Source organism: Mesorhizobium sp. M0514 (assembly GCF_040321145.1).
Taxonomy (GTDB): Bacteria; Pseudomonadota; Alphaproteobacteria; order Rhizobiales; family Rhizobiaceae; genus Mesorhizobium.
On record NZ_JAMYQZ010000002.1, the window covers coordinates 52,095 to 75,895 of the forward strand.

A 23,801-nucleotide genomic window follows, 5' to 3' on the forward strand; every position below is an offset into this window, starting at 1 on the left:
CCGGGATTTCTCCCAGCGCCTCCCTGTCAGATCAGGACACGGTCGCGGCAGCAACTTCCGCAAAGTCGTCGCGCCATGCCGGCCTTGATTTTGACGGTCCTGCCAGTCACCGCCCGAGGGCAGTGCCCGTTCCAGACCACGCCGTTCTCCACCCTTGCGAGCTTCGTTCGGCGCGCCATCGAAGGTTTTCGCCGTCCTTCATGGCAGCATCGGTCCGCCGTTGGCGTTCGCACGCTTTCCGCGGCCCCGTAGGTCTCGGCATCCGTCCCTCGAACAGGCAAGCCTGCTCTCGCTTCGGGCCGTACGGGCCTCAGGAAATCCGCCTTTTCGCTTTGCCTTTCGGCGTGGCGATCGGTAGCCGCCTGAGATGGGCTAAACTTACGCCGGGTAAGGGTTTTGGGGAATGGGCGTGAGCCTGTGGATAACGGGATTATCGGGGATCGTTTGCCACAAAGCTCGGAATTTCGACTCCAGCTGCATTAGACAGCCCGCCCGCTTTTTGGCGCCTGATCGGCTGTGCCCCTTGCTCCGCCGGCTGGCGCGGGCTTCAATGCCGGCAAAGCATCGAGCCTATCGGCTCGGTGCGGGGAGGGTACGCATTGAAAGTCGGGGTGGTGCTCAATCCGATTGCCGGCGGCGGCCGGCTGAAACGGCATTGGCCGGAGGTGGCTGCGTCGCTGAAAAAGCATTTCGGCGAATTCGAGCTGCGCGAGACGCAGGCCGAGGGCGACGCCGAAAGGCTGGCGCTCGACCTCGCGGCAAGCGGCTTCGAGCTGGTGATCGCGGCCGGCGGCGACGGCACCGCCAGCGAGGTGGCCGACGGATTGCTGCAGGCATTCGATGAGAGCGGCCGGACAACCGAACTTGGCTTGCTGCCTTGCGGCACCGGCATCGATTTCGCGCGCGGGCTCGGGCTGCCGAAAGAGGTGGATGCGGTGCTGAAGCGGATCGCCGAAGCCAAGGCGCGCAAGGTCGATGCCGGGCGCATCTGCTACATCGACGACCATGGCGCGCTGGCCAGCCGGCACTTCATCAATATCGCCAGCCTCGGCCTGTCCGGCGCCACGGACCGTGCGGTCAATGCCGACAAGCGCAAGGGCAGGATGTCGGCCAAGGCGCTGTTTTTCTGGCGCACCGTGGTCGAGTTCATCCGCTACCGCTTCCAGGATGTCCGGATCACCGTCGACGATGGCACCCCGGTCGAGGCGCGCATGGCGCTGGTGGCGGTCGCCAACGGAAAGTTCTTCGGCGGCGGCATGATGATCGCCCCGGACGCCGAACTCGCCGACGGCCAGTTCGACATCGTCATCCTGCGCGCGGCTGGCAAGCTGAAGCTGATCTGGGATATTCGGCTGCTCTATGGCGGCCGGCACCGCAACCATCCGGCCATCACCATATTGCGTGGCCGGAAAGTGGTGGTCGAACCTATCGGCGATGTCGAGAAGAACGGCGCGCTGGTCGACATAGATGGCGAGTCGCCGGGGCGTATACCCGCGACGTTTGAGATCCTGCCCGGAGCGCTGACGCTGAGATATTGAATCAAGGCGTTGAGGGATTGATTCAGGTGGTTTGAGCGGCGATTCCGGCGAACCGGCCAAGGGCCTGAAATCGCAGGACATATTTACCCGGCTTAGCTTTCCAGCTTGGCTGGGAAACCGGGCGCGCGCAGATCCATGTCGACGGCATCCTCGAGCAGTTTGACGATCTGGGTCGACCAGGCGCCGCCGCCATATTCCTGTTTGCCCATCAGGAAAATCTCACTCACAAGCGGCGCCAGTTGGAGTGGCAGTCTGAACTCCCTGCCCATCGCAAGCGCAAAGCCGAGGTCCTTCAGTGCCAGGTCCATGGTGAAGCCAATGTCGTAGGAGCCGTTGAGGATGAGCTGGCTTTCGGTCTCATGGACGAAGCTGTTGCCGGAGGAGGCGACGATGGCGTGGTAGGATTGCGCGAGGTCGAGGCCGCCTTGCTTGGCCAACATCAGCGCCTCGCCGGCGGCGACGAGATGGATGAAGGCCAGCATGTTGGTGATCACCTTGATCACCGCCGCGGAGCCGACCGGACCCATCAGGAACGACTTTGCGCACATCGCTTCGATGGCCGGACGATGGCGCTCGTAAAGCGCAGCATCGCCGCCGACAAGCGCGGTGATCTTTCCGACCGCGGCCAGATGCACGCCGCCGGTGACCGGGCACTCCAGCGTCTCGATGCCTTTGGCCGCGGCGAGGGCGGCGAGGCGCAGGATCTCGTCGCGGCCGTTGGTCGACATCTCGATCCAGGAGCCGCCCCTGGGCAGACCCTCGAGCAGGCCGCCGGCATTCGCCAGCACCGCTTCGCTGACCTTGGGCGAGGGCAGGCAAGTAATGGCATTGCCGGCCTGTGCCGCCGCTTCGGCCGGGCTGGTCGCGGCCGTGGCGCCGAGCGCCACGAGGCGCTCGACGGCGGCGGGGTCGCGGTCGAAGACGATGACGACAAAACCGTTGCGCAACAGGCTGGCGGCAAGGTTGCCGCCGAGATGGCCAAGGCCGATGAAGGCGTAGCGTTCGCTCACGGCATCAGCGGCGTTTGCATCATCTGCAAATGCAGGTCCTTGCCGGTGTAGGGATGCGCCTCGCAGACCGCTTCGTCCAGCTCGACGCCGAGGCCCGGCTCCTTCGATGGAATGACATTGCCGTCCTGCCATTCGATCTTCTTCTTGAGCAGTGTCGCGTGGAAGCCGTCCCACTGCTTCAGCGATTCCAGGATGAGGAAATTGGGCAGCGTCACCGCCAGCTGGATGTTGGCGGCGCCAACGATCGGCCCACAATAGCAGTGCGGCGCGATTTGGATGTGGTATGCCTCGGCCATGGCGGCGATCTTCTTGGTTTCGAGAATGCCGCCGGAACGGCCAAGGTCCGGTTGCAGGATGGTGGCGGCGCGGTTCTCGATGATTCGGGCGAATTCGAACTTGGTCGTCAACCGCTCGCCGGTGGCGATCGGGATCGACGTGCCTCGCGCCACCTGAGCCATCACTTCGGGCATGTCCGGCGGCACCGGCTCTTCGAACCACAAGGGATCGTAGGGCTCGATGGCGCGTGCCATGCGCAGCGCACCCGACGCGGTGAACTGGCCATGCGTGCCGAACAGAATATCGGCGCGGGTGCCGACGGCTTCGCGGATCGCCTTGACCATGCGGGTGGAGACATCGATGTCGATCAGGCGCGGCTGGTGGCCGTCGAAGGCGGTATAAGGTCCGGCCGGGTCGAGCTTGACGGCGTTGAACCCCTGCTCGACATATTCGAGCGCGCAGGCGGCCGCCAATTCGGGGTCATTGTAGACGTTCCTGCCGTCCGGCGCGTCTTCCGAATGGACGCTGCCGGTGTGCGGATAGAGATAGGTGTAGGAGCGCAGCGTCTCATGCACCTGGCCGCCGAGCAATTTGTAGACCGGCTTGTTGGCTTCCTTGCCGACAATGTCCCAGCAGGCCATTTCCAGCGCCGAGAAACAGCCCATGCCGGTAACGTCGGGGCGCTGGGTAAATCCTGAGGAATAGGCGCGGCGGAAGAAGGTCTCGATGTCATGCGGATCGTGGCCGATCAGGTAACGCTCGGCCATGTCCTCGACCAGCTTCGCTGTTATGTGAGCCGAGAAGGTGGCGTTGTAGGCCTCGCCGTAACCGACGACGCCGCCATCGGTGGTCAGCTTGACGAAGATGAAATACTTGCCGCCGATGCCGGGCGGCGGGTTGCCGACTACCCAGGTCTTGACGTCGGTGATCTTCATTTTTGGTCCTCCAGAACCAGTTCGGCGCCCTTCCATCCGGTCATGACCGAGGCGGCGTTGGTGTTGCCGGTGATGTTGGCGGGAAATATCGAGGCGTCTATGACGCGCAGACCTTCGAGCCCGTGCACTTTCAGGCGCGGGTCGACGACGGCGGCCCCGGCGTCCGGCCCCATGCGGCAGGTCGAGACCGGGTGATAGACGGTGCCTGAGCGCTTCCTGAAATCCTGGATCAGGTCAGCATCCGACTGGATCGATGGGCCCGGCAAAACCTCCTCAGTGATGATTTCGGCCATGGCGGGCATCGAGGCGATCTTGCGCACGAATTTCACCGCCGCCAGCATCTCGTCGACATCGGCGTTGGTGGAATAGGCGTTGGCGACGATCCTGGGATAGTCCAGCGGATTGCTGGAGCGGATCATGATCTCGCCGCGGCTGGACGGGCGGCAGTTGGAGAGGCCGATGGAAAAGCCCGGCCACGGATCTGGCGTCAGGATCGGCCGCTCGCCGCTCTTCGGAATGACGGTCGAGAAAGCCTGGAAATAAAGCTGCATGTTGGGGCGCGAAAACGCCGGGTCGGTTCGGAAGAAGCCGCCGCCATGGTTCATCGACAGCGACAGCGGGCCGGAGCGGGTGAGGATGTACTGCATGCCAACCAGCAGCTTGCCCCACCAGGGCCGCAAGATTTGGTTGAGCGTCGGCACGTTTCCCTTGAAGGTATAGTTGATGCCGACATGGTCCTGCAGATGCGCGCCGACATTTTCGTTGGCGTGGACGACCGGGATGCCAAGCCCCTTGAGCAGTGCGGAGGGACCGACGCCGGACAGTTGCAAGAGCTGCGGCGAGTTGATCGAGCCGGCGGACAGGATGACTTCGCGGCCGGCCCGCGCCGTCTTGGTCTCGCCATTCTGCAGATATTCGATGCCGACGGCGCGCTTGCCCTCGAACAGGATCCTGCTCGCCAGCGCATTCGTCTCGACGCGGACGTTTTTGCGCTTCATCGCCGGGCGCAGGAATGCGCGCGCGGCCGACATGCGGCGACCATTCCTGGTCGAGATCTGGTAGGTGCCGACGCCTTCCTGGGCGGCGCCGTTGAAGTCGGGGTTGAGTGGCAGCCCTGCCTGCTGGCCGGCGGCGAGATAGCGCCTGGTCAGCGGATGGACGGCGTTCGTCGTGTCGGTGATATGCAGCGGCCCGCCGGTGCCGCGCCATTTGTCGGCGCCGGCCTCATTGTCCTCGAGCGCCTTGAAGCCCGGCAACAGATCGTCATAGCCCCAGCCGGGATTTCCGGCATCGCGCCAGTCGTCAAAGTCCTCGCGCGCGCCACGGATCCAGACCATGGCGTTGATCGAGCTGGAGCCGCCAAGCAGCTTGCCGCGCGGCCAATGGTCGACATTGCCGGCAAGGCCGGGGTCCGGCTCGGGCTTGTAGTTCCAGTTGACCGCCGGATCGAAGAAAGTCTTGCCGTAGCCGAGCGGCATCTGGACATAAAAGCGGCGGTCGCTGCCGCCGGCCTCCAGCACCAGCACGGAGAAGCGGCCCGAAATCGACAGCCTGTCGGCCAGAACCGAGCCGGCCGAGCCGGAGCCGACGATGATGAAGTCATAAGTCTGCATGATTGGTGTTGGCGGCTCCGCAAAACTGAGCGCAGCCTATCCGCGACGGCTTGGCCGCGCCCCTGCGGCTTCCGGCATGGCTTGTGGAAAAAGCGACCGTGAGACGCCTGGTCGGAAAAGCCACCATGGAACCGACATTGCGCCGGGAGCCTCGCCCGTCGCGTTGACCTCTTGGGTCCATGACGCTACGGGATCAAGGGCTATCGCTTCAGGGGAATCTCGGATGGTGCATTACGCGGACGGACGGCCGATCGGTGATCTGACCTTGCGTACGCTCGCCATGCCGGCCGATGCAAATGCGGCCGGCGACATCTTTGGCGGTTGGGTGATGGCGCAGATGGATCTTGCCTGCGGCATCCGTGCGGCCGAGCGGGCCAAGGGCCGCGTGGTGACGGCGGCTGTCAAGGAAATGTCCTTCGCCAAAGCGATGAAGATCGGCGACACGCTGTGCATCTACACCCATGTCGAGCGCGTCGGCCGCACCTCCATGACGCTCAAGGTCGAGGCGTGGGCGCAGCGCTACCTCTCCGACCTGATGGAGAAGGTCACCCACGCCGATTTCGTCATGGTGGCGCTGGATAGCGACGGCAAGCCGAAGCCGATTCCAACCGAAAGTTGACATCGTCGATTCTGCCAAGCTTGCGCTTATGTAACATCCCCCGCGCGGGCGACGCGCTACGCGACATCCAACGGTTGCCTTCACATCCGATTCTGCGGGCGGCGGAGGGAAGACAATGCGTCAACATATGCTGAACGTCTGGCTCGTGGCGGCCCTTGTCGCGGTGATCTGCCTGCTTGGCACGACCGCTTATACCGAGATCAGGAAAGAGCTTCCAGGCGTTGCCTGCACGCACGACCGGACCGTTGGCAACGAGCGGACTGCCCAGCGGTCTGCAAGGGTAGAGACGTGCGGCGCAGTGTGTTGCAGCAACCCTGCGTCAAAGGCCTGAGGGCCCGTCAGCGGAAGACCTCGTCAGCCTCAAAATGATGATGCGCCGGCGAACGAAACGCTGCAGCTATGTCGCGATGGCGTGACCAACGATGCAAGGGCGGATCCAGTTAAACCCGGGTACGCGTCGTCGACGGCAAAATCCGTAAACTATTGCTGGGCAACGGTTTTCAGGCGTGCACGCCATCGAATCTTTCACGCGCCGCCTGGACCCGCGAGGTGTTCTTCCGCGCCCATTCGCCGAGCGCGCCGACCGGCACCAGCAGCTCATGGCCGAGCTCCGTCAGCTCATAGTCGACGCGTGGCGGGATGGTCGGGAACACGGTTCGGGTGACGAAGCCGTCGCGCTCAAGACCGCGCAAGGTGGTGGTCAGCATCTTCTGCGAAATGCCGCCGACAGCGGCGCAACTCATTGAAACGCAGCGGTCCGCCGCCCAGCTTGCCGACGACCAGAACGGTCCATTTGTCGCCGACGCGCTGCAGGATTTCCGAGACGGCGCGGCAGTCTTCGGTGTTGTGCGGGTGCCTCAGTAACATAACGGTGCCTCCTTGCGCTGCCATTTGTCAGTATCTCATATAGCGCCGGTATCCAAACGATACCAGCTTTTGCATATATGGAGAGCCCCATGTCCAAGCCCAAAATCGCCATCGTCGTCGGTTCGACACGCGCCGCGCGTTTCGCCGATGTGCCCGCCCAGTGGATCGCCAAGATCGCGAAATCTCATGCCGACATCGACGTCGAGACCGTCGACCTGCGCGACTGGCCGCTGCCCTTCTTCGACGAGGTCGCCTCGTCCGCCTGGGCGCCGTCGCAGAACGAAGTTGCCCAGCGCTGGCAAAAGAAGGTCGCCGAATTCGACGGCTTCATCTTCACCGCCGCCGAATACAATCATGGCCCGACGGCCGTGCTGAAGAACGCCATCGATTACGCCGCCAATGAATGGAACAAGAAGCCGGCCGGTTTCGTCGGCTATGGCAGCGTCGGCGGCTCGCGCGCTGTCGAACATTTGCGTCTTGCCGCGGTCGAATTGCAGATGGCGCCGGTCAAATCCGCCGTTCACATTGCCTGGAGCGATTTCCTGGCGGTGCGCCAGGGCGAGAAGAAGCTCGAGGAGATCGAGCATCTGAACCAGGCTGCCACGGCGCTGGTCAACGACGTTGCCTGGTGGGCCCGCGTGCTCAAGGCAGCGCGTCAGGCCGACGCGATTGCCGGCGAAGCCCAGGCGGCCTGAGCCTTATCCTCCCAAGGATCGATGATTTTTCCAAAGGGCGGCGTTTGCGCCGCCCTTTTTCATTCACGTGAAGAGGCGCTCTCGGCTCCCTTGGCCGGATGGTGGAGTCGGACCGGCAAGGTCGCGCTGATGCCTTGACGATCCCGCGCGAAGGATCGCCGCCTGTCACAGCCAACCGCCGGAAAACCCGGCCCGGCGCAGTCCTGTGGTGATGGCCGGCACGCGGCGCATCAATCGCCACAGGAAGTCGGACCGGTAGTTCTCGATCATCAGGGCGATCGGCCCCTGGTTGATGCCGACATGGTCCGGCGATACCCAACCGCAGGCGCGACCGTCGTCGGCAGCGATCGTCGGGTTGAAGCTCGCGGTGAAGCCGTAAGGGTTGCCGTCGCGCAGGTCCATCTCGTGGAAATGGCGCAGCGCCGGCAGCACGATTTCCGGCGCAAAAGGCAAGGAGGCGATTGCCGCCCATGGCGACAGCGTGCCGTCATCGGGGCCAAACGGTGCGCCGCGGGCGAGATAACCGAAGAAGCGGCGTCCATCGGCTCGCCGCGCGATCGGACCTGGGCCGTCGCTGGCGGTGACGCCCCAGCAATTCTCGCCATAGCCCGCGAACCCCCTCGGATTGCGGATTGCGTAATCGCGCTGCAGATACGTCGCCTGGCGGCTGTTTTCGAAATAGTCCCGGTCGTGATCGCGCATGAAGGCATCGCGGATGTCGCGAAAATCGATCCAGATATGCGAGAACTGGTGGATGAAAAGCGGGCCGGCATATACCATCTCGCGGCCGTAGATGGTCTTCCATTTGTAAGTGGACAGCCAGGCCGCGTAGCTCTCGGGAGTTAGCGAGTGGGTCGGCGAACCGAGACCCAGGACGTACAGGATCAGCGCCTCGTCAAATCCTTCCCAGCGGTAGCGGAGAAAGCCTTTTCCAGGCCGCCAGCCATGGGTGACGGTGGCGCCGCCGTTCTGCGCCCAGCGCCAGTCGGCACGGCGGTAGAGCGCATCGGCAAGCTGGCGGATTTCCAGTTCGAGCTCATCGTCCTCGTCGAAATAAGCGCCGGCGGCCAGAACACCGGCAAGCAAAAGGGCGGTATCGATCGTGGACAGTTCGCAATTCCAGACGCGGCGGCCGGTCTTCATGTCGAGGAAATGATAGTAGAAACCCCTGTAGCCGGTGGCATCGGGCTCCGGCCCGTGCGGGGCGTTCCAGAAGAAGCGAAGCGTGGCGAGCGTCCGCTCGATTGCGGCATCGCGCGTCATGAAACCGCGCTCGACACCGACGGGATAGGACGACAAAGCGAGCCCGACGGCGGCTATGCTGGCAGGCGACGTTGGCGTGTTGCGGTCGGCGACCAGGCCGTTGGCAGGGTTGGCCTCGTTGAGAAAATACTCGAAGGACAGGCGCTGGATATCTTGGAGAAGCTCGTCGTTTAGCGCGTGTTCGTTCGATGCATCCATGACAATCGATATAGAGGCTTTGGCTGCTTTTGCCATTCTTCCAGCGGATCAATCATGGGTGAGGGCAGGCTGGGGCCGATAGCGAAAGGCGCTGCCAACGCACCGAATTCAAATCGAGGGGCTGCGAAGATCGGTTGGACCGCCATATGCACGGCCCTGCCATCTGGCCTGTCCGTCCTCCCCTGATATATCCGGCTGCGATCCATCACATGAGCATGCCCCGTGAAGTCACCCAGCCTGTCAGGCGTCGTTTCCCCCATGACCCCGGTGCTGGTCTGTGCACTTGCGATCTTCCTTCTGTCCGCCATGGATGCGGCGATGAAAATCCTGGTCATCGCCGTCGGTGTCTACAACACGGTGCTGTGGCGAAGCATGCTTGCGAGCGTGGTCGCGGGCACGGCCTGGGCGGCGGGGCCGCGTTCCCTTCCCACGCCTTCCGTGCTGCGGCTACACGCGCTGCGCGCCGTGATCGTGGGCATCGTTCTGCTGTCGTTCTTCTGGGGCCTTGCCAGATTGCCGCTAGCGGATGGGATCGGGCTTAGTTTCGTCGCGCCGCTGTTCGCTCTCCTGCTGGCGGCGCTGCTTTTGGGCGAACGCATACAGCGCCAGGCGATCTGGGCGTCGCTGGCGGGCATCGCCGGCGTCGTCATCATCATGGCCGGACAGTTCGGGCAAGGGAACTATACCGGGGATGCCCTGCTTGGCACGGTGGCGGTGCTCGCATCGACGGTGTTCTACGCCTACAATCTGATCCTCTCGCGGCGGCAGGCGCTGGTGGCCAAACCAGTCGAGATCATGCTGTTCCAGAACCTGTGCGTTGCCGCCGTCCTTCTCCCCGCCGCTCCCTGGCTCGCGGTTGCCCTGCCGGGCAATCTCTTGCTTCCACTGGCCGGGGTGACGGCGCTGTCGCTCTCCGGCCAGTTCCTGATGAGCTGGTCCTACGCGCGGGCCGAAGCGCAATATCTAATCCCGACGGAGTATTCCGCCTTCATCTGGGCGATCGTGTTTGGCTGGCTGTTCTTCGACGAGGCGGCGACCTGGACCACGCTGGCTGGAGCGGCCCTGATCGTGGCCAGTTGCCTGATCGCCTCGCGCTCCAATCCGAAGCTTGCCGAACCGATCGAAGCCGCGGTCTGAGGGCGCTATTCGCTTTGACGGCAGAGCGTCAACGCACCACTTCGCGATGGCCGCTGGGCAGCCGGGTGGCGATCAGCTTGTCGATGCGGCGGCCATCGAGGTCGACGACCTCGAAACGCCAGCCTTGCGCGTCGACGCATTCGCCGGTCGCCGGCAGATGGTGCATGTGCGACAGCACATAACCGGCGACGGTCTCGTAGTCGCGGTTTTCCGGCAGGTCGATACCGAGAACGTCAGCCATCTCGTCGGCTTGCATGTATCCCGCGAGCAGCCATGAGCCGTCCTCGCGCTTGACGGCGTTTTCCTCGTCGCCGGCGTCGGTATCGGCCCGGAAGACGCCGGTGATGGCCTCGAGGATGTCGGCAGGTGTGACGATCCCTTCGAAATGGCCGTATTCGTCATGCACCAGCGCCATCGGCACGTCGGATTCCTTCAGCTTCTGCAGCACATCCAGCGCGTCGGCCTGGTCGTAGACGATGGGGGCGGCGCGCACATGCTTGCGCGGATCGAGTGCGCGGCCGGCAAGCAGGGCGGCCAGCACGTCGCGCGTCTGAACAACGCCAACCATGACGTCGACGCCGCCATCGCCGGCCGGCAGGCGCGAATGCTGGGTCTCCATCAAGAGCTTGCGGATGGCACCCTCATCGGACTGCAAATTGATCCAGTCGACCTCGGTGCGCGGCGTCATCACGGCGCGCACGGCGCGATCGCCGAGCCGCATGACGCCGGCGATCATGCGCCGCTCGTCAGATTCGATGGTGCCGTGGTGCTCGGCCTCGGCGACCAGCATCTTGATCTCTTCGTCGGTGACTTTTTCCTCGCTCTCGCCGCGCTGGCCGAGCAACCACAATATGGCGCGGCCGGAAATGTCGAGCAGGAACACCAGCGGCGCCGAGACGGTGGCGAGGATGGTCATCGCAGGCGCCGCGCGGGCCGCAACACGCTCGGGATCGCGCAGCGCGATCTGCTTGGGCACCAGTTCGCCGACGATCAGCGAGAAATAGGTGATGATCGCAACGACAATGCCGACGCCGAGCGGATCGGCGATGTTTTCGCGCATGCCGGTCGAGGCCAGGTACACCGACAGCCTGTCGCCCAGCGTGGCGCCGGAGAAGGCGCCCGACAGCACGCCGACCAGAGTGATGCCGATCTGCACCGACGACAGGAATTTGCCGGGATTGGAGCCGAGCGTCAGCGCACGCCCGGCGCCATTGACGCCCCGGTCGATCATCGCCTTGAGCCGCGCCGGGCGCGACGACACGATGGCGAGCTCGGACATCGACAGAAGGCCGTTCACACAGATGAGGACGACCACGGTGGCGATTTCGACGTATAGCATCAGGGCTCAATAGCATTGCGGCGGGCCGCAGGAAAATAGTCCGCGATGATTTTTGGAAAATGACAGTGGTTCAGGGGAATTGCCTGAGCACCCCGACAACAGCCTTGCCGTCGGTGAAATAGGGATCGCCGCCGCCGTTGCGTCCGGTCCTGGTGGCGCCGATGCCCGGGATGTCGCTCACCGAGATCACCATGCCGGCCGCCGACAGGTCGTGGATCACGAGATCGCGCTCGGCGTCGATGTCAGGGGCGATATGGTGGGTGATGGCGCCGGTATCGTGGCTGAGACCAACGCCGCGGTCGAAGCTGGCCGAGCCCATCCAGAGCGTTCGGCCGTCGTCGCCGGTCGCATCGCTGCGCCAGAAGCGGACATGATGGCGCCGGTCGGCGCTGCCGCCGACCGGCTTTTCGAAGGCGAGATCCTGGGCGCGGCCTTCGAACAGCAGCCGGCTGACCGGGGCGTCAGGATAGGGATGGTCGAACAGCACGCTCTCACCGATTTCGATCGCGGTCTTTAGCGTCACGCCATCGGCCGTATCCCATCCGGCCATGGCGAAGGCATGGACCATCTCTTTTTCGGTACCGACAAGGCCGATATTGATCGGGTCGCCCGGAATGCCTTGCGGCGTGTGTGTCACCATCTCGAAAGTCTGCGTGCGAAAGCCGCGGTCGCGAACCGTCCAGAATTCCGGCGCAGCGACATAGGCGAGGGCCAGCCAGACCGCCAGAAGAGCGGCGAGCCAGGTCAATGCGCGTCGTTGCAGGCTTCGTCGGCTCATGAAAGCGGCTCGATCCGTGCGGTATCTGTGCCTGACGGACCCTGGAAATCAATGGCCAGCGGCGAGCAGCCGTTCTATCGTCGGCCATCGTTTTTGCGGGGGGTGAGCAGCAATGGATAAGAAGCCGGTGGGTCGCAGCTCGATGGCATTGACCGCGGACCTTGTCGCAAGGGTCGAGCGTGTCGAACCGGATCCGGGTCCCGAGCCCGGAACAACCGAGCATACAGACGCGGAGTTCGATAGTCTTGTCGAGCAACTTCTGTCGGAGCATCGGCCTGAAGCGCTATGGGTCTTTGCCTACGGGTCGCTGATCTGGAACCCCGAATTTGCCCATGTCGAGCAGCGCCCGGCCACGGCGCCAGGATGGCACCGCTCGTTCTGCCTGACGCTGACCCGTTGGCGCGGAACCCGTGATTTGCCGGCGCTGATGCTGGCGCTCGATCGAGGCGGCAGCTGCAACGGCATCGTCTATCGGCTGCCCGCGGAAGACCATGTCGGGCAACTTGGCCAGTTGATGCGCCGCGAGATCGATGCCAATCCGCCGACCAACGTGCCATGCTGGATCAAGGTCAAGACCAAGGATGGGCCGTTGCGGGCCTTGGCTTTCGTCGCCGCGCCAGACGGCAGGGCCTATGCCGGCCGGCTGCCATTGGAGCAGGTTGCCGACACGCTGGCACGGGCTGCCGGGCATTGGGGCTCGTCGGCTCAATACCTGTTCCGAACCGTCAGCAAGTTGGAAGAGAGCGGTATCCGCGACAGGAACCTTTGGCGCATCCAAGATCTGGTGGCCCAGCAAATCATCGCTTCCATAGGGAACGCCAATCCCGACTGATTTCTTAACGGTGAAACGCCTTAGCGGCAGGCGCGGTAGCCGCTTTTGCGGTTCTTGATGTCGAAATGGAAATGGTTGCGGTGATCGTAATTGTAGCCGGGACCGAGCACGGTGGTGAAATACTGGCAGCCGTCGGCACGCACATTGTTGAGGAAACCGCGGGTGCGGAAGGCAAACAGGCCGGGCTTGCGCACGTCGATGTCGTCGCCGTTGTTGAGCTCGATGCTCATGACGTCGAGGGCGTTTCCCTTGCCGTGCTCGGACAGGACTCCTTCGCCGGCGATGTTGCGGCAGGAATAGCTTGAGCCCTGGTGGATGGTCTTGACGCCCGAGAAATAGCGCCAGCGGGCGGAAGGAACCAGTTCGTTGCTGGTCCAGGCGGCGAAACTTGCGGCCATGTCGCAGGTCAATGTCGCGGCGGGCTTCATCTGGATGCCGCCGATGGCGGAGACCTTGACCGGCCAGTCTATGCCGCACTGTCCCTCATGGATCGGCTGGACATCGGTGTAGACGACGCGAAGGCGCTTCAGCTCGCCACGGCAATCGGTTTCGCTGGCCGGCATCTGCTGCGGCTCCGACATCGGCTCGTCCATGCGCGGATAGGCGGCAGTCATATAGGGATTGGACGGGACGAGCTTCTGCATGCCTTCATATTGCGGCACGGCCGCGGTCTGCGAGCCGACATCGACGGCCGGCTGCAGCGACAGCACGCTGCCAGTGTTGCAAGCCGAAACGGCGGCCAGCGCAAGACCGGTGGCCAGTATCGCTGCGCTTTTTGCCTTCGCGGCGGCGCGAAATATTGCGGCCATGGGCGGAATCCTGTCCTTGATCGATGGGATTTTAACGATCAAGGGTAAAGGAAAACTCAGCGTCCACGTTCATGCCTGCGGCCGAAATGCGGCAGCCAGACCATCACCGGCATGACGATCACTGGAGGGCCATTACTGGCAGAAAGTGCCACCATTCCGGCGCGGTTCGAGATCGAGATGGAAATGCAGGGAATGGTCCGGGTCCGCGCCCGGCCCAAGCACGGTCTTGAACGGTCCGCAGGCGGCCTTGCGCACCGCATTGAGGAATTTGCCGTCCTTCTCGGGCGGCGTTGGACCGACTTCGACCTTTCTGCCATCCGACAACGTGAAGCTGGCAATATCGAGCGCATTGCCGAAGGCATGTTCCGACAGATGGCGCGTGCCGTTGCGCGGCCGGCAGACAAAGGCCGATGCCTGGTTGATCGATTTCAGGTCGGCTCCGAACTCGGCTTTCGCCGCCGGCTGTATGATTTCGGCGGCAAAGCGGGCTGCCGCCTCGGCCATCGGGCAGTTGAGTTCGGTCGCGGGGCCGATGGCGATGGATTTTCCGAGCGACTTCAGCAGCAGGGGATAGGGGATCGAGCAGCCGATGTCGGGATTGCTTTCCGCCTTATGCTCCTCGAATTCGACACCAAGGGCCGTCAGCCGCTCGCGACAGGCGACTTCCGCCGCCGGCATTTTTGCATCGGGCAAATCGGCCGAGCGCGGATCAGGCAGCATCTTCTTGTCGCCGGCATCGGGTTTTTCAGGTGGCTGCGGAGCAACGGCCGGCCGCTGAGCTTCAGGTTCCGGAGTGTCTGGCTTTTGTGTCGGAATCGGCACCGCGGCCGGCGGCTCGGGCTCGCTTTGCTTATCGGTCGACGGCTTCGGGGCTGACGGTCCGGGCCGCGCCTGCTTTCTAAAACGGGACTTTTCTTCGTTGAATCGATCGTCATTGGACCGGTTGGGCGCGCCAAGGGGGTTCGGACCTTCGGCCTTTTGCTTTTCGATCGGTGCCGCGCCGGTCTTCGGCGCCTCTGAAGGACGCGCCTCGGGCAGCGGGACAACGCGCGAGGGCTGCACCGGAACATCGGCGGGCGAGGGCTCTTTATCCGGGGTCTTTTGTTCCACCTGCTTTGGCGTGATGTGCCGCTGTGGCCTGGGCTTCTGGCGGTGTTTGCTGCGCGGCTTAGGATGCGAGTCGACCCGCGGTGAAAACAACTGCTCCAACCGCTGTGACAGCGGCGTGTAATGCTTCTTGCGCTGTTTGGCGTCGGCTTGCGTCAGCAGCAGAGCCGTGACGACCATGACCAGTGCAACCCTGCATGTTCGGGAAAGTACAACAGACCCCATCGTCCTCAACGGCGCGAACGCCCGGAGGTTGCCTGCGGCCCATCACGAACGGTAACGACGTCGTTACGCGCCAATCGCTTCCAGCCCTTCTTCCAGCCAGTCGGCCAAAAGCGGCATGCCGAGCAGGTATTTCGCCGTGCGCTTGTTGGCGCGGTCGCGCGCGGCGGCAACCGCATCGGACCATTCCGCTGCGTCATAGTCGCCGCGGCCGACCCAGGCCAGCGCGATCAACTCGGCCGCTTCGTCGACGTTGAGGTCGTTGATCAGCTCGCGCAGCTCTTCCTCGGTGAGGTCTTCCGCGCTTTCCTCCGCCAGACCGTCATGGTGGTGATTGGCATGTGATTCACCATCGAGCTCGACCTCATGCTCGGCACCGTCGGCATAGTCTTCGTTGACGGCAGCACTCAGTCCCTTTGCCTTGAGAATGAACAGGCGCACGGTGTCCGGGCCGATCGATAGCTCCCATTCCCGCTCACGGCGCTGTTGCACTCTCGGGCACCCCCGCTGATCGTTTCCCGAATGATAGCGGATTTGCAGCGCGCGTCACGTCATGTTCTGATCCCTGACTCCCGCCTTTGACCGAATTCAGGTCAGGCACGGCCGCACTAGTTTCGGCGGCTGCGGGTTTCCGGGATGAAAAGTCTGCATCCCGGCGTTAGCTTTTCATTATCGTCATTTTCCCTCAAGCTTGTCATTATCCCTCAAGGAGGCTCCGATGCATAAAAGAGTGTTGATCCAGGCGGCTGCGGCGCTTGTCGCGCTGCAGTTCTTTGCGGTTCCGGTGTTTGCGGCCGGCGGCGGTGGCGGTGGTACCGAAACCACCACCCAGTGCAAGAAGGGGCAGGTCTGGGACAAGAAAAAGCAGAAATGCGTCGCGCCGAAGTACGGCATGCTGGACGACGACAACATCTACGATGCTGGTCACGACCTGGCCATGGCCGGGCGTTATGACGAGGCGATCGCCGTGCTCAGCCTTGCCGCCAACAAGCAGGATCCGCGCATCCTCAACTATCTCGGCTATTCGCATCGCCATTCCGGCCGTGTCACCGTCGGCCTCGGCTATTACGAGGAAGCGCTGCGCATCAACCCGGATTACACGCTGGTGCGCGAATATCTCGGCGAGGCCCATCTGCAGATCGGCGACCTGGCCGGCGCCCAGGCGCAGCTGGCCGAGATCGAGAAGCGGACGGGCAAAGATTCGCGCGAATACGGCATGCTGGCCGAACAGATCTACCATTTCATGAGAAGCTGACCCCACCCCCCAACGGCTTCTCTGGGCCGGCTGCGAGCAATCGCAGCCGGTTTTTGTTGTCGCAACTGCAACACGCTGCACATGCCGTGACGGCAATTGCGCAAGTCGGCTCATGATTTTTCAAAAAGCCTGCTTTTTCAGCGTGAAAAACGCGCGAGGATCGCTATATTGGGGAAAATTGCGGTGAAACGGTTCCGTTAGCCCGAGGCTGCCGGACCCGTTTTCTTTTTATACCCATCGACAAGGCTTTCCCCGAAATGCGGGGGTGGCGGCAGGAAAGGTCAGGCATCATGAACAAGGTCCCGATGACAGGCGAGGGGTTCGCGTCATTGAAGGAAGAACTGCGCTGGCGCCAGCAGCAAGAGCGGCCGCGTATCATCGAGGCGATCTCCGAAGCGCGCTCGCATGGCGACCTGTCCGAAAATGCCGAATATCATGCCGCCAAAGAGGCGCAGAGCCTCAATGAGGGCCGTGTCAACGAACTGGAAGACTATATTGCTCGGGCCGAGGTGATCGACGTCACCAAGCTTAGCGGCGACAAGGTCAAGTTCGGCGCCACGGTGGTGCTGGTCGACGAGGACACCGAGGAAAAGAAGACCTACCAGATTGTCGGCGACCAGGAAGCGGATGTGAAATCGGGCCGTATTTCGATCTCCTCGCCGATCGCGCGTGCGCTGATCGGCAAGGAAGTCGGCGACGCCATCGAGGTCAACGCCCCCGGCGGCGCCAGGGGTTATGAGATCGTCCAGGTGCAATTTATCTAGCACCTCAGAATTGCTGGAAGGTCCTATGCCGAAGCTTGGAGCTTAAGGGCTAATAGCTTTTCTGCTTCCGGCACCACCTGTGCCGGCATGAGGCGCTCCCCCGCTGCGGCCAGCAACGTTGAGGCATATTGCCCGCGCGGGCCGGTCAAACCCGGCTCGGTCGCCAGGAACACCGCGACCGTCGGCAGGCCGAAGGCGCTGGCGAGGTGGGTCAGACCGGTGTCGGCGCCGATAACCAGCGTCGAGCGGCCAAGGATCGCGGCAATGTCTGCCAGCGGCGATCTCGGCACCACGATCGTTAACGGCACGGCTTTCGCGATTGCCTCGGCGACCGCCTTCTCACGCTCGTTCGACCAGGTGGTGACCGGCGTCATTCCGGTACCAACCAGCAGGCGAGCGGTTTCGATCCAGTCTTCGGCGGGCCATTTCTTGTCTTCGCGGCTGGTGCCGTGCAGCAGGAAGGCCGTCTTGCCGTCGATGCCGGCCAGGCGGCCCGGAGGCGGCACAATCCCGGATGCCAGGGTCGAAAGGTCGGGCTGGTAGCCGAGCGCCAGCCCGAACAGCCGGCGCGTGCGTTCGATGGCGTGCAGGTTGCGCGGCACGGCGTATTTGCGCTGGTAAAACAACGTTGCCGAGGGCTCCCGCGCGCTCGCGCGGTCGAAACCTGCGATTGGTGCCGCTGCCTGTTTCGCCACCAGGGCCGATTTCAGCAGCCCCTGCGCATCGATGACGAGGTCGTACTCGCCTGCTTGCAGAGCGCGGCGCAAGCTTGTCGCCTCCCGCCATGTGCGGGCGTTGAACAGATGCTTGCGCCAGCGCCGGATGGCGACGGTATGGATCTTTGCTATCGCCGGATGCAGCGCGACGATGGCGGCAAAGGCTTCTTCGACGCACCAGTCGAAGGCGATATCGGGGCGCTTGCGGCGTGCATCTTCGACGGCGGGGAAGGTGTGGGTGACGTCGCCCATCGAGGAGGTCTTGACGATCAAAACCTTCATGCGGCGGCCGGGAGTTCCAGCAACCTGTCCGCCGCCGCTGCCACTTGGGCAACGTCCAGCGTCTTCAGGCAGTTGAAGTGGCCGAGCGGGCAGATCTTCCGGTGGCAGGGCGAACAGGACAGATGCAACCAGATCAGTTCGCGCTGTTCAGCCAACGGCGGCGTGTTTTCCGGCGAGGTCGAACCGTAGACGGCAACGACCGGTGTGCCGACGGCGGCCGCGACATGCATCAGCCCGCTGTCGTTGGACACCGCCAGCCTGGCCGCGGCGATCAGGTCGATGGCGTCCTCCAGCCGCGTCTTTCCTGCCAGATCGACGACACCGGGCGCGAGTGCTGCGATCTCGGCGGTGACGTCGCGATCGTTCTTCGAGCCGAACAACGCGACCTCGAATCCTTTCGCCATCATCTCTCCGGCGAGGCCGGCATAGCTTTCGCTAGGCCAGCGTTTGGCCGGACCGAATTCGGCGCCGGGCATCATGGCGACGAATTTTCCCGGCTGCAGGTCGAAGCGGGCGAGCAACTCTTTCTGATTGCCGCCATCGACGGTCAGGTGCGGCGCCCGGAAATGTCCGCCTTGGGCGAGGCCAAAATAGGCCTGCGCGGTGCGCCGTTTGACGGCATCGGGCAGCGGCACGATGTCGGTCAGCAGGCCGTAGCGCATTTCCCGGAGATTGCCGAAGCGGCGGGGGATGCGGGCAAAGAACGGGATCAGCGCCGATTTCCAGCTGCCCGGCAGGACGTAGGCCATGTCGTAGCGGCCGCGCAGCAGGCGGCCGAAGCGGCGGCGAATGGTGAATTCGAGCGCGCCCGGTTGCAGCGGGAAATCGATCTGCTGGCGAATCTCGGGCATGCGCTTGACCAGCGGGGCCGCCCAGGCCGGGGCCAGCACGTCGATGGCGGCGTTGGGATGGACGTCCTTCAGCGCTGAAAACAGGCACTGCGCCATGACCATATCGCCCACCCAGCGTGGGCCGATCACGAGGATCGTTGGGCTTTCAGCCATTCGACATAGTCTCTGACGCCGGTTTCCACGCTGCGGAATTGCCCATTATAGCCGGCTGCGCGCAAGCGGGACATATCAGCTTGGGTAAAACTCTGGTAGCTGCCCTTGAGGTGATCGGGGAATTCGATGAACTCGATCTCGCCCTGGCCCAGCGTATCGATCACGGTCTCGGCAATGGCGCGGAACGGCTGGGCGCGGCCGGTGCCGCAGTTGAAGATGCCGCTCGAGCCGCGCTTCCACAGCCACAGATTGACGTCGGCGACATCGCCGACGTGAATGAAGTCGCGGCTTTGTTCGCCGGGGCCGAAGCCGTCATGGGCGCCGAACAGCTTTGGGTTTTCGCCGCGCCCGACCTGATTGAACAGATGGAAGGCGACCGAGGCCATGGCGCCCTTGTGCGCCTCGCGCGGGCCATAGACGTTGAAGTAGCGCAGGCCCGCGACCTGCGAATGATCGGTGTCGAACACGGTGCGCCTGACATAGTCGTCGAATAGTTTCTTCGAATAGGCGTAGACGTTGAGCGGCCGCTCAAGTGCGGGATCCTCGCGAAACTCCGAACCGCCGCCGTAGACGGAAGCCGAGGAGGCATAGAGGAACGGTATGCGCAGCGAAAGACAGCCATGCAGCAAGCGCTTTGAGAAGGCGTAGTTCACGTCCATCATGAACTTGCCGTTCCATTCCGTGGTGGTCGAGCAGGCGCCCTGGTGGAAGACGGCCTCGACGCGGCCTAGGTCGCCGGCTTCCAAGGTGGCCAAGAATTCGTCCTTGTCGAGATAGTCGGCTATCTGCAAATCGGCCAGGTTGGCGATCTTGTGGCCGTCGGTGAGGTCGTCGACGACGAGGATGTCATCATGGCCTTCGGCATTGAGTGCGGCGACGATGTTGGAGCCGATCATGCCGGCCCCGCCCGTGACGATGATCATGAAGGCCTCTGGTTGCTTGCGATTCCGGTCCTTATAAGGGAGGCCAAGCGTACTGTCGATGAAGCACCACGACGCCACAGTGAGACCGCGAAGCGGCCCGCTTTATTCGAGGCCCGCAAGCTAGGGGACAAAAAATGCCGTCGACCGAACTGCTCATTGCGTTTTTCGCCACCACGGCGATCTTTGCCTATATTCCAGGACCGGCGATGCTCTATGCCGCCGCGCAGACCATGGCGCGCGGGCGCTGGTCGGGGCTGACGGCGGCACTTGGCATCCATCTTGGCGGTTATTTCCATGTCTTTGCGGCTGCCGCCGGGCTGTCGGTGCTCTTCCATGCGGTGCCGCCGCTCTACATGGCGGTCAAGCTCATCGGCGCGCTCTATCTGATCTGGCTTGGCGTGTCCTTGTTCCGCAAGCGCGGGGACGGTGACACGGCGCTGCCGGCGATCGAGCGCAAATCGGCGCGCCGGGCATTTTTCGAGAGCATCACCGTCGAAGTGCTCAATCCGAAGACGGCGATCTTCTTCATGGCGTTCCTGCCACAGTTCATCGATGCCTCGGCGGGTTTCCCGGTGTGGCTGCAATTCGTCGTGCTGGGCACCATCGTCAATTTAATGTTCTCTTCGGCAGATATTGTCTGCGTGTTGCTGGCAGGCATGGTGATCGCCCGGCTGAAGCGCTCCAGCCGTGCGCAGCGCATCATGCAGAGGGCGGGCGGGGCGGTGCTGGTCGGACTGGGCGTCCACGTCGCGTTGCAGAAGAGCTGACGGCCGCCCTGACGTTGCGCTGCGCGGATTTGCGGTATATCGGCTTCGCCATGAACGATCCGGCCCGTAAATTGACAATTTTCAGCGTGATTGAGGTCGGCCTTTCCCTCGCATTGCCAGTGACATGATCAAGCACAATCCGCCTTCGCCCGAACCTTTGCACCGCGCCATTGCCCGCTTTGGCGACGTTGCCGTGCTGGTGGTCGGCGACTTCATCCTCGACCGTTTCGTCAACGGCGTCATCGAGCGCATCTCGCCGGAAGCGCCGATCCCGGTGCTGCACGGGCGCGGCGAGACCTCGACGATGGGCGGCGCAGGCAACGTTGTCGCCAACATCGTCTCGCTGGGTGCCAGCGCTATTCCCATATCGGTGATCGGCACCGATGTGGCCGGCGACAATCTGGTGCGCATGCTGCGCGAACTCGGCGCCGATACGGCTGATATGGCGCAGGAGCGCGGTCGCATGACGTCGTCGAAGAGCCGCTTCAGCGCGCTCAATCAGCAGGTGCTGCGCTTCGATGAGGAAGAGATCAAGCCGCTCGACGACAAGGAACGGGCGGACCTGGTCCGGCATTTTCGCGCCGCACTCACGCGCGCCGACATCGTCATTCTGTCCGACTATGGCAAGGGCATCTTGCTCGACGGCGTCGCCGCCGACCTGATCGCCATCTGCCGCGAGGCGGGAAAACCGGTGCTGGTCGATCCCAAGGGCCGCGACTATGCGCGCTATGCCGGCGCGACCGCCATCACGCCCAACCGCAAGGAGCTTGGCGAAGCTGTCGGTCGCCCGGTTTTCGCCGACGACGAGATCGTCGCGGCGGCACGCCAGCTGATTTCGGCACATGGCTTCGACTTCGTCGTCGCCACCCGCAGCGAAAAGGGCATGAGCGTCGTCGGCGCGGATGAGGCGCGCCACATCGCCACCCAGGCGCGCGAAGTGTTCGACGTTTCGGGCGCCGGCGATACGGTAATCGCGAGCTTCGCGCTGGCTCTGGCCGCGGGCGCCGATCGCGTCATGGCCGCCTCCATCGCCAATGCCGCCGGCGGTGTGGTGGTGGGCAAACGCGGCACCGCGCGGCTGACCGTGGAGGAACTCACCGGCGCGCTGTTCCGCTCGCACGGCCCCACCGCCCATAAGGACGCCATCCTCGATGCCGCATCGGCCGCGCGCATGGTGGCGGCGTGGAAGGACGAGGGCCTGAGCGTCGGCTTCACCAATGGCTGCTTCGATATATTGCATGCCGGCCATGTCAGTCTTCTCCACGCGGCGCGCAGCCAGTGCGACCGGCTGGTGCTCGGCCTCAACAGCGATGCCTCGGTGCGTCGGCTGAAAGGCGCAGGGCGCCCGGTCAACGATCAGCATGATCGTGCCTGCGTGCTCGCCGCCCTGGCCTCGGTCGATGCGGTCGTGGTGTTCGAAGAGGATACGCCGCTGGCGCTGATCGAGGCGCTTCTGCCCGACATTCTGGTCAAGGGCGCCGACTACACGGTCGAAACCGTTGTCGGCGCCGATGTGGTGCAGAAGGCGGGCGGGCGCGTCGTCCTGGTCGACCTTGTCGCCGGCAAGAGCACCACCGGCACGATCGGCAAATTGCGCGCCGGCGGCGGTACCAACTGAGGGATTTCATGTCCGGACTGAATGACTATCTGGTCCGCTCGGCGGCCGCGATCACCGCGACAGTCGAGCGTGACCTGACCGCCGAGATGGAACGTGCTGTGAGTGCGGTCGTCGCCGCGCTTTCCTCGGGCAAGGCGCTGCTGGTCTGCGGCAATGGCGGCTCGGCCAGCGACGCCATCCACATTGCCACCGAACTGGTCGGCCGCTTCCTTAAGGAGCGCAAGGCCTACAATGTGATTGCGCTGCCGGCCAACGCGGGCATGCTGACCGCCTGGGGCAATGACTATGGCTTCGACACCGTGTTTTCGCGCCAGGTCGAGGCGCATGGCGCGCCCGGCGGCGTGCTGCTTGCCATCTCGACCAGCGGCAATTCGCCGAGCATTCTGGCTGCCGCCGAACAGGCTCGGATGATGGGCATGACGGTGGTCAGCCTCACCGGCGACAGCGGTGGCAAACTCAAGCCGCTCACCGACATACTGCTCAACGTGCCCTCGACCTCGACGCCGATCATCCAGCAGGGACATCTCTGCCTCTACCACTATCTCTGCGAGGTGGTGGAAGACCGTCTGTCGAATGGCTGACACCGGGGCCTACGGTCCATACCCGCTGGCTGAGCCCGGCCTGTGGGTTGAGCGGGTGGGTTCGCGGGTGTTTCCAGCCAACGCGCCGGCGCTGTTCCTCGACCGCGACGGCACCATCAATGTCGACACCGGCTATCCCGACGATCCAGCCAAAATGGCGCTGCGCGACGGCATCGTGCCGGTCATCGCGGCGGCCAACCGGGGCAACATCCCGGTGGTCATCGTCACCAACCAGTCCGGCATCGCGCGCGGCTATTTCGGCTGGAAGGAATTTGCCGCGGTCAACGGCCGGGTTCTCAAGCTGCTTGCCGCCGGCGATGCCTTCGTCGACATGGTTCTGGCCTGCGCCTACCACGAGGCGGGCAGCGGGCCACTGGCGGTCGCCGACCATCCAATGCGCAAGCCCAATCCGGGCATGCTGCTACAGGCCCGGCAGCGTCTCGGCCTCGATCTCAAGCGCTCGCTGATAGTCGGCGACAAGGCCGCGGATATGCAGGCCGGACAACGTGCCGGCCTGCCGCGCGGCTGGCTGGTGGATGGCGAGGGAAGTAATGAGCCGGGCTTCGAGGTTCTGCCGCTGCGCAACCCCGATGATCTGGAACGGCTTTTGAGAGCTGTCGAGTCGCTCGGATCGAGACTGATTTAGCTTTCCG

The 23,801-nt window shown here is 63.6% G+C and carries 23 protein-coding genes and 1 pseudogene; 11 read left to right on the forward strand and 13 right to left on the reverse strand.

The genetic code is table 11. The annotated features are described in order from the left end of the window. Nucleotides 1-599: 599 nt before the first annotated feature. The gene (locus NKI61_RS01140; protein WP_023689702.1) at nt 600-1,538 is read left to right on the forward strand and encodes a diacylglycerol/lipid kinase family protein; all 939 of its coding nucleotides are present in this window, start codon (nt 600-602) and stop codon (nt 1,536-1,538) included. Nucleotides 1,539-1,630: 92 nt separating this feature from the next. Here NKI61_RS01140 and NKI61_RS01145 read toward each other — a convergent pair whose 3' ends face one another. The 3 genes from NKI61_RS01145 to NKI61_RS01155 are packed head-to-tail and all read right to left on the reverse strand — an operon-like array spanning nt 1,631 to nt 5,372. Further along, on the reverse strand, nt 1,631-2,548 hold the full coding sequence (locus NKI61_RS01145) for an NAD(P)-dependent oxidoreductase (protein WP_023683741.1): 918 nt from the start codon (nt 2,546-2,548) through the stop codon (nt 1,631-1,633). Next, nucleotides 2,545-3,759, reverse strand: coding sequence for a mandelate racemase/muconate lactonizing enzyme family protein (locus NKI61_RS01150; RefSeq protein ID WP_352838685.1), 1,215 nt, complete (start codon nt 3,757-3,759; stop codon nt 2,545-2,547). Before NKI61_RS01150 ends, NKI61_RS01145 begins: the two co-directional genes overlap by 4 nt. Continuing rightward, nucleotides 3,756-5,372 (reverse strand): GMC family oxidoreductase, encoded by a 1,617-nt coding sequence (locus NKI61_RS01155; protein ID WP_023823427.1) that lies wholly within the window; start codon nt 5,370-5,372, stop codon nt 3,756-3,758. The genes NKI61_RS01150 and NKI61_RS01155 overlap by 4 nt, the downstream gene beginning before the upstream one ends. A 223-nt stretch (nt 5,373-5,595) precedes the next feature. Here NKI61_RS01155 and NKI61_RS01160 point away from each other — a divergent pair, with 223 nt between their 5' ends. Continuing rightward, entirely contained in the window at nt 5,596-5,991 is a 396-nt protein-coding gene (locus NKI61_RS01160; protein WP_023671995.1) for an acyl-CoA thioesterase, read from the forward strand. A 500-nt stretch (nt 5,992-6,491) separates the two neighbouring features. Here NKI61_RS01160 and NKI61_RS01165 read toward each other — a convergent pair. Next, nucleotides 6,492-6,858: pseudogene (locus NKI61_RS01165) on the reverse strand (winged helix-turn-helix transcriptional regulator). Nucleotides 6,859-6,947: 89 nt separating this feature from the next. Here NKI61_RS01165 and NKI61_RS01170 point away from each other — a divergent pair. Beyond that, entirely contained in the window at nt 6,948-7,553 is a 606-nt protein-coding gene (locus NKI61_RS01170; protein ID WP_023671992.1) for an NADPH-dependent FMN reductase, read from the forward strand. A 165-nt stretch (nt 7,554-7,718) separates the two neighbouring features. Here NKI61_RS01170 and NKI61_RS01175 read toward each other — a convergent pair whose 3' ends face one another. Further along, complete coding sequence (locus tag NKI61_RS01175) at nt 7,719-9,014, reverse strand: glucoamylase family protein (RefSeq protein WP_352838738.1); 1,296 nt, start codon at nt 9,012-9,014, stop codon at nt 7,719-7,721. A gap of 258 nt (nt 9,015-9,272) precedes the next feature. On the opposite strand from NKI61_RS01175, the gene NKI61_RS01180 reads away from it, so the two are divergent. Then, nucleotides 9,273-10,151 carry a DMT family transporter gene (locus NKI61_RS01180; RefSeq protein WP_050587011.1) on the forward strand — a complete coding sequence of 293 codons (879 nt, stop codon included), beginning with the start codon at nt 9,273-9,275 and terminating at the stop codon, nt 10,149-10,151. Between the two features lie 28 nt (nt 10,152-10,179). On the opposite strand, the gene NKI61_RS01185 is transcribed toward NKI61_RS01180, so the two are convergent. Together NKI61_RS01185 and NKI61_RS01190 are read right to left on the reverse strand one after the other, a co-directional pair. Further along, nucleotides 10,180-11,490: a hemolysin family protein gene (locus NKI61_RS01185; protein ID WP_023683747.1), complete on the reverse strand. Its 1,311-nt coding sequence runs from the start codon at nt 11,488-11,490 to the stop codon at nt 10,180-10,182. 70 nt (nt 11,491-11,560) lie between these two features. Beyond that, a complete protein-coding gene (locus NKI61_RS01190) occupies nt 11,561-12,268 on the reverse strand; it encodes an LssY C-terminal domain-containing protein (RefSeq protein WP_286440051.1) in 708 nt (235 codons plus the stop codon). Nucleotides 12,269-12,380: 112 nt separating this feature from the next. On the opposite strand from NKI61_RS01190, the gene NKI61_RS01195 reads away from it, so the two are divergent. After that, nucleotides 12,381-13,100, forward strand: coding sequence for a gamma-glutamylcyclotransferase (locus NKI61_RS01195; RefSeq protein ID WP_023817614.1), 720 nt, complete (start codon nt 12,381-12,383; stop codon nt 13,098-13,100). A gap of 20 nt (nt 13,101-13,120) precedes the next feature. On the opposite strand, the gene NKI61_RS01200 is transcribed toward NKI61_RS01195, so the two are convergent. The 3 genes from NKI61_RS01200 to NKI61_RS01210 all read right to left on the reverse strand — a co-directional run bounded on the left by NKI61_RS01200 (nt 13,121) and on the right by NKI61_RS01210 (nt 15,730). Continuing rightward, nucleotides 13,121-13,909 carry an extensin-like domain-containing protein gene (locus NKI61_RS01200; RefSeq protein ID WP_023683749.1) on the reverse strand — a complete coding sequence of 263 codons (789 nt, stop codon included), beginning with the start codon at nt 13,907-13,909 and terminating at the stop codon, nt 13,121-13,123. 132 nt (nt 13,910-14,041) lie between these two features. After that, entirely contained in the window at nt 14,042-15,118 is a 1,077-nt protein-coding gene (locus NKI61_RS01205; RefSeq protein WP_352838739.1) for an extensin-like domain-containing protein, read from the reverse strand. 186 nt (nt 15,119-15,304) lie between these two features. Then, nucleotides 15,305-15,730 carry a DUF3775 domain-containing protein gene (locus tag NKI61_RS01210; RefSeq protein WP_023683751.1) on the reverse strand — a complete coding sequence of 142 codons (426 nt, stop codon included), beginning with the start codon at nt 15,728-15,730 and terminating at the stop codon, nt 15,305-15,307. Nucleotides 15,731-15,956: 226 nt separating this feature from the next. On the opposite strand from NKI61_RS01210, the gene NKI61_RS01215 reads away from it, so the two are divergent. Continuing rightward, on the forward strand, nt 15,957-16,493 hold the full coding sequence (locus tag NKI61_RS01215) for a tetratricopeptide repeat protein (protein WP_023683752.1): 537 nt from the start codon (nt 15,957-15,959) through the stop codon (nt 16,491-16,493). A 290-nt stretch (nt 16,494-16,783) separates the two neighbouring features. After that, nucleotides 16,784-17,257 carry a transcription elongation factor GreA gene (gene greA, locus NKI61_RS01220; RefSeq protein WP_023683753.1) on the forward strand — a complete coding sequence of 158 codons (474 nt, stop codon included), beginning with the start codon at nt 16,784-16,786 and terminating at the stop codon, nt 17,255-17,257. 23 nt (nt 17,258-17,280) lie between these two features. On the opposite strand, the gene waaC is transcribed toward greA, so the two are convergent. The 3 genes from waaC to rfaD are packed head-to-tail and all read right to left on the reverse strand — an operon-like array spanning nt 17,281 to nt 20,182. Then, the gene (gene waaC / locus NKI61_RS01225; protein ID WP_352838686.1) at nt 17,281-18,255 is read right to left on the reverse strand and encodes a lipopolysaccharide heptosyltransferase I; all 975 of its coding nucleotides are present in this window, start codon (nt 18,253-18,255) and stop codon (nt 17,281-17,283) included. Beyond that, nucleotides 18,252-19,259, reverse strand: a complete 1,008-nt coding sequence (waaF, locus tag NKI61_RS01230) for a lipopolysaccharide heptosyltransferase II (protein WP_352838687.1) — start codon at nt 19,257-19,259, stop codon at nt 18,252-18,254. The genes waaC and waaF overlap by 4 nt, the downstream gene beginning before the upstream one ends. Next, complete coding sequence (gene rfaD / locus NKI61_RS01235; RefSeq protein ID WP_023683756.1) at nt 19,232-20,182, reverse strand: ADP-glyceromanno-heptose 6-epimerase; 951 nt, start codon at nt 20,180-20,182, stop codon at nt 19,232-19,234. Before rfaD ends, waaF begins: the two co-directional genes overlap by 28 nt. Nucleotides 20,183-20,316: 134 nt before the next feature. Between rfaD and NKI61_RS01240 the strand changes: the two genes are divergently transcribed. The 4 genes from NKI61_RS01240 to NKI61_RS01255 all read left to right on the forward strand — a co-directional run bounded on the left by NKI61_RS01240 (nt 20,317) and on the right by NKI61_RS01255 (nt 23,794). Then, nucleotides 20,317-20,949, forward strand: a complete 633-nt coding sequence (locus NKI61_RS01240) for a LysE family translocator (protein ID WP_023671977.1) — start codon at nt 20,317-20,319, stop codon at nt 20,947-20,949. A gap of 124 nt (nt 20,950-21,073) precedes the next feature. Beyond that, on the forward strand, nt 21,074-22,567 hold the full coding sequence (rfaE1, locus tag NKI61_RS01245; protein ID WP_023671976.1) for a D-glycero-beta-D-manno-heptose-7-phosphate kinase: 1,494 nt from the start codon (nt 21,074-21,076) through the stop codon (nt 22,565-22,567). 8 nt (nt 22,568-22,575) lie between these two features. Beyond that, on the forward strand, nt 22,576-23,148 hold the full coding sequence (locus NKI61_RS01250) for a D-sedoheptulose-7-phosphate isomerase (protein ID WP_023671975.1): 573 nt from the start codon (nt 22,576-22,578) through the stop codon (nt 23,146-23,148). Beyond that, complete coding sequence (locus tag NKI61_RS01255; protein ID WP_023671974.1) at nt 23,141-23,794, forward strand: D-glycero-alpha-D-manno-heptose-1,7-bisphosphate 7-phosphatase; 654 nt, start codon at nt 23,141-23,143, stop codon at nt 23,792-23,794. Before NKI61_RS01250 ends, NKI61_RS01255 begins: the two co-directional genes overlap by 8 nt. Nucleotides 23,795-23,801: the final 7 nt, after the last annotated feature.

Coding starts and splice junctions, on each gene's coding strand:
- NKI61_RS01150 (WP_352838685.1), bottom strand. CDS start 3,759: ATGAAGATCACCGACGTCAAGACCTGGGTAGTCGGCAACCCGCCGCCC.
- NKI61_RS01155 (WP_023823427.1), bottom strand. CDS start 5,372: ATGCAGACTTATGACTTCATCATCGTCGGCTCCGGCTCGGCCGGCTCG.
- NKI61_RS01160 (WP_023671995.1), top strand. CDS start 5,596: ATGGTGCATTACGCGGACGGACGGCCGATCGGTGATCTGACCTTGCGT.
- NKI61_RS01170 (WP_023671992.1), top strand. CDS start 6,948: ATGTCCAAGCCCAAAATCGCCATCGTCGTCGGTTCGACACGCGCCGCG.
- NKI61_RS01175 (WP_352838738.1), bottom strand. CDS start 9,014: ATGGATGCATCGAACGAACACGCGCTAAACGACGAGCTTCTCCAAGAT.
- NKI61_RS01180 (WP_050587011.1), top strand. CDS start 9,273: ATGACCCCGGTGCTGGTCTGTGCACTTGCGATCTTCCTTCTGTCCGCC.
- NKI61_RS01185 (WP_023683747.1), bottom strand. CDS start 11,490: ATGCTATACGTCGAAATCGCCACCGTGGTCGTCCTCATCTGTGTGAAC.
- NKI61_RS01190 (WP_286440051.1), bottom strand. CDS start 12,268: ATGAGCCGACGAAGCCTGCAACGACGCGCATTGACCTGGCTCGCCGCT.
- NKI61_RS01195 (WP_023817614.1), top strand. CDS start 12,381: ATGGATAAGAAGCCGGTGGGTCGCAGCTCGATGGCATTGACCGCGGAC.
- NKI61_RS01200 (WP_023683749.1), bottom strand. CDS start 13,909: ATGGCCGCAATATTTCGCGCCGCCGCGAAGGCAAAAAGCGCAGCGATA.
- NKI61_RS01215 (WP_023683752.1), top strand. CDS start 15,957: ATGCATAAAAGAGTGTTGATCCAGGCGGCTGCGGCGCTTGTCGCGCTG.
- greA (WP_023683753.1), top strand. CDS start 16,784: ATGAACAAGGTCCCGATGACAGGCGAGGGGTTCGCGTCATTGAAGGAA.
- waaC (WP_352838686.1), bottom strand. CDS start 18,255: ATGAAGGTTTTGATCGTCAAGACCTCCTCGATGGGCGACGTCACCCAC.
- waaF (WP_352838687.1), bottom strand. CDS start 19,259: ATGGCTGAAAGCCCAACGATCCTCGTGATCGGCCCACGCTGGGTGGGC.
- rfaD (WP_023683756.1), bottom strand. CDS start 20,182: ATGATCATCGTCACGGGCGGGGCCGGCATGATCGGCTCCAACATCGTC.
- NKI61_RS01240 (WP_023671977.1), top strand. CDS start 20,317: ATGCCGTCGACCGAACTGCTCATTGCGTTTTTCGCCACCACGGCGATC.
- rfaE1 (WP_023671976.1), top strand. CDS start 21,074: ATGATCAAGCACAATCCGCCTTCGCCCGAACCTTTGCACCGCGCCATT.
- NKI61_RS01250 (WP_023671975.1), top strand. CDS start 22,576: ATGTCCGGACTGAATGACTATCTGGTCCGCTCGGCGGCCGCGATCACC.
- NKI61_RS01255 (WP_023671974.1), top strand. CDS start 23,141: ATGGCTGACACCGGGGCCTACGGTCCATACCCGCTGGCTGAGCCCGGC.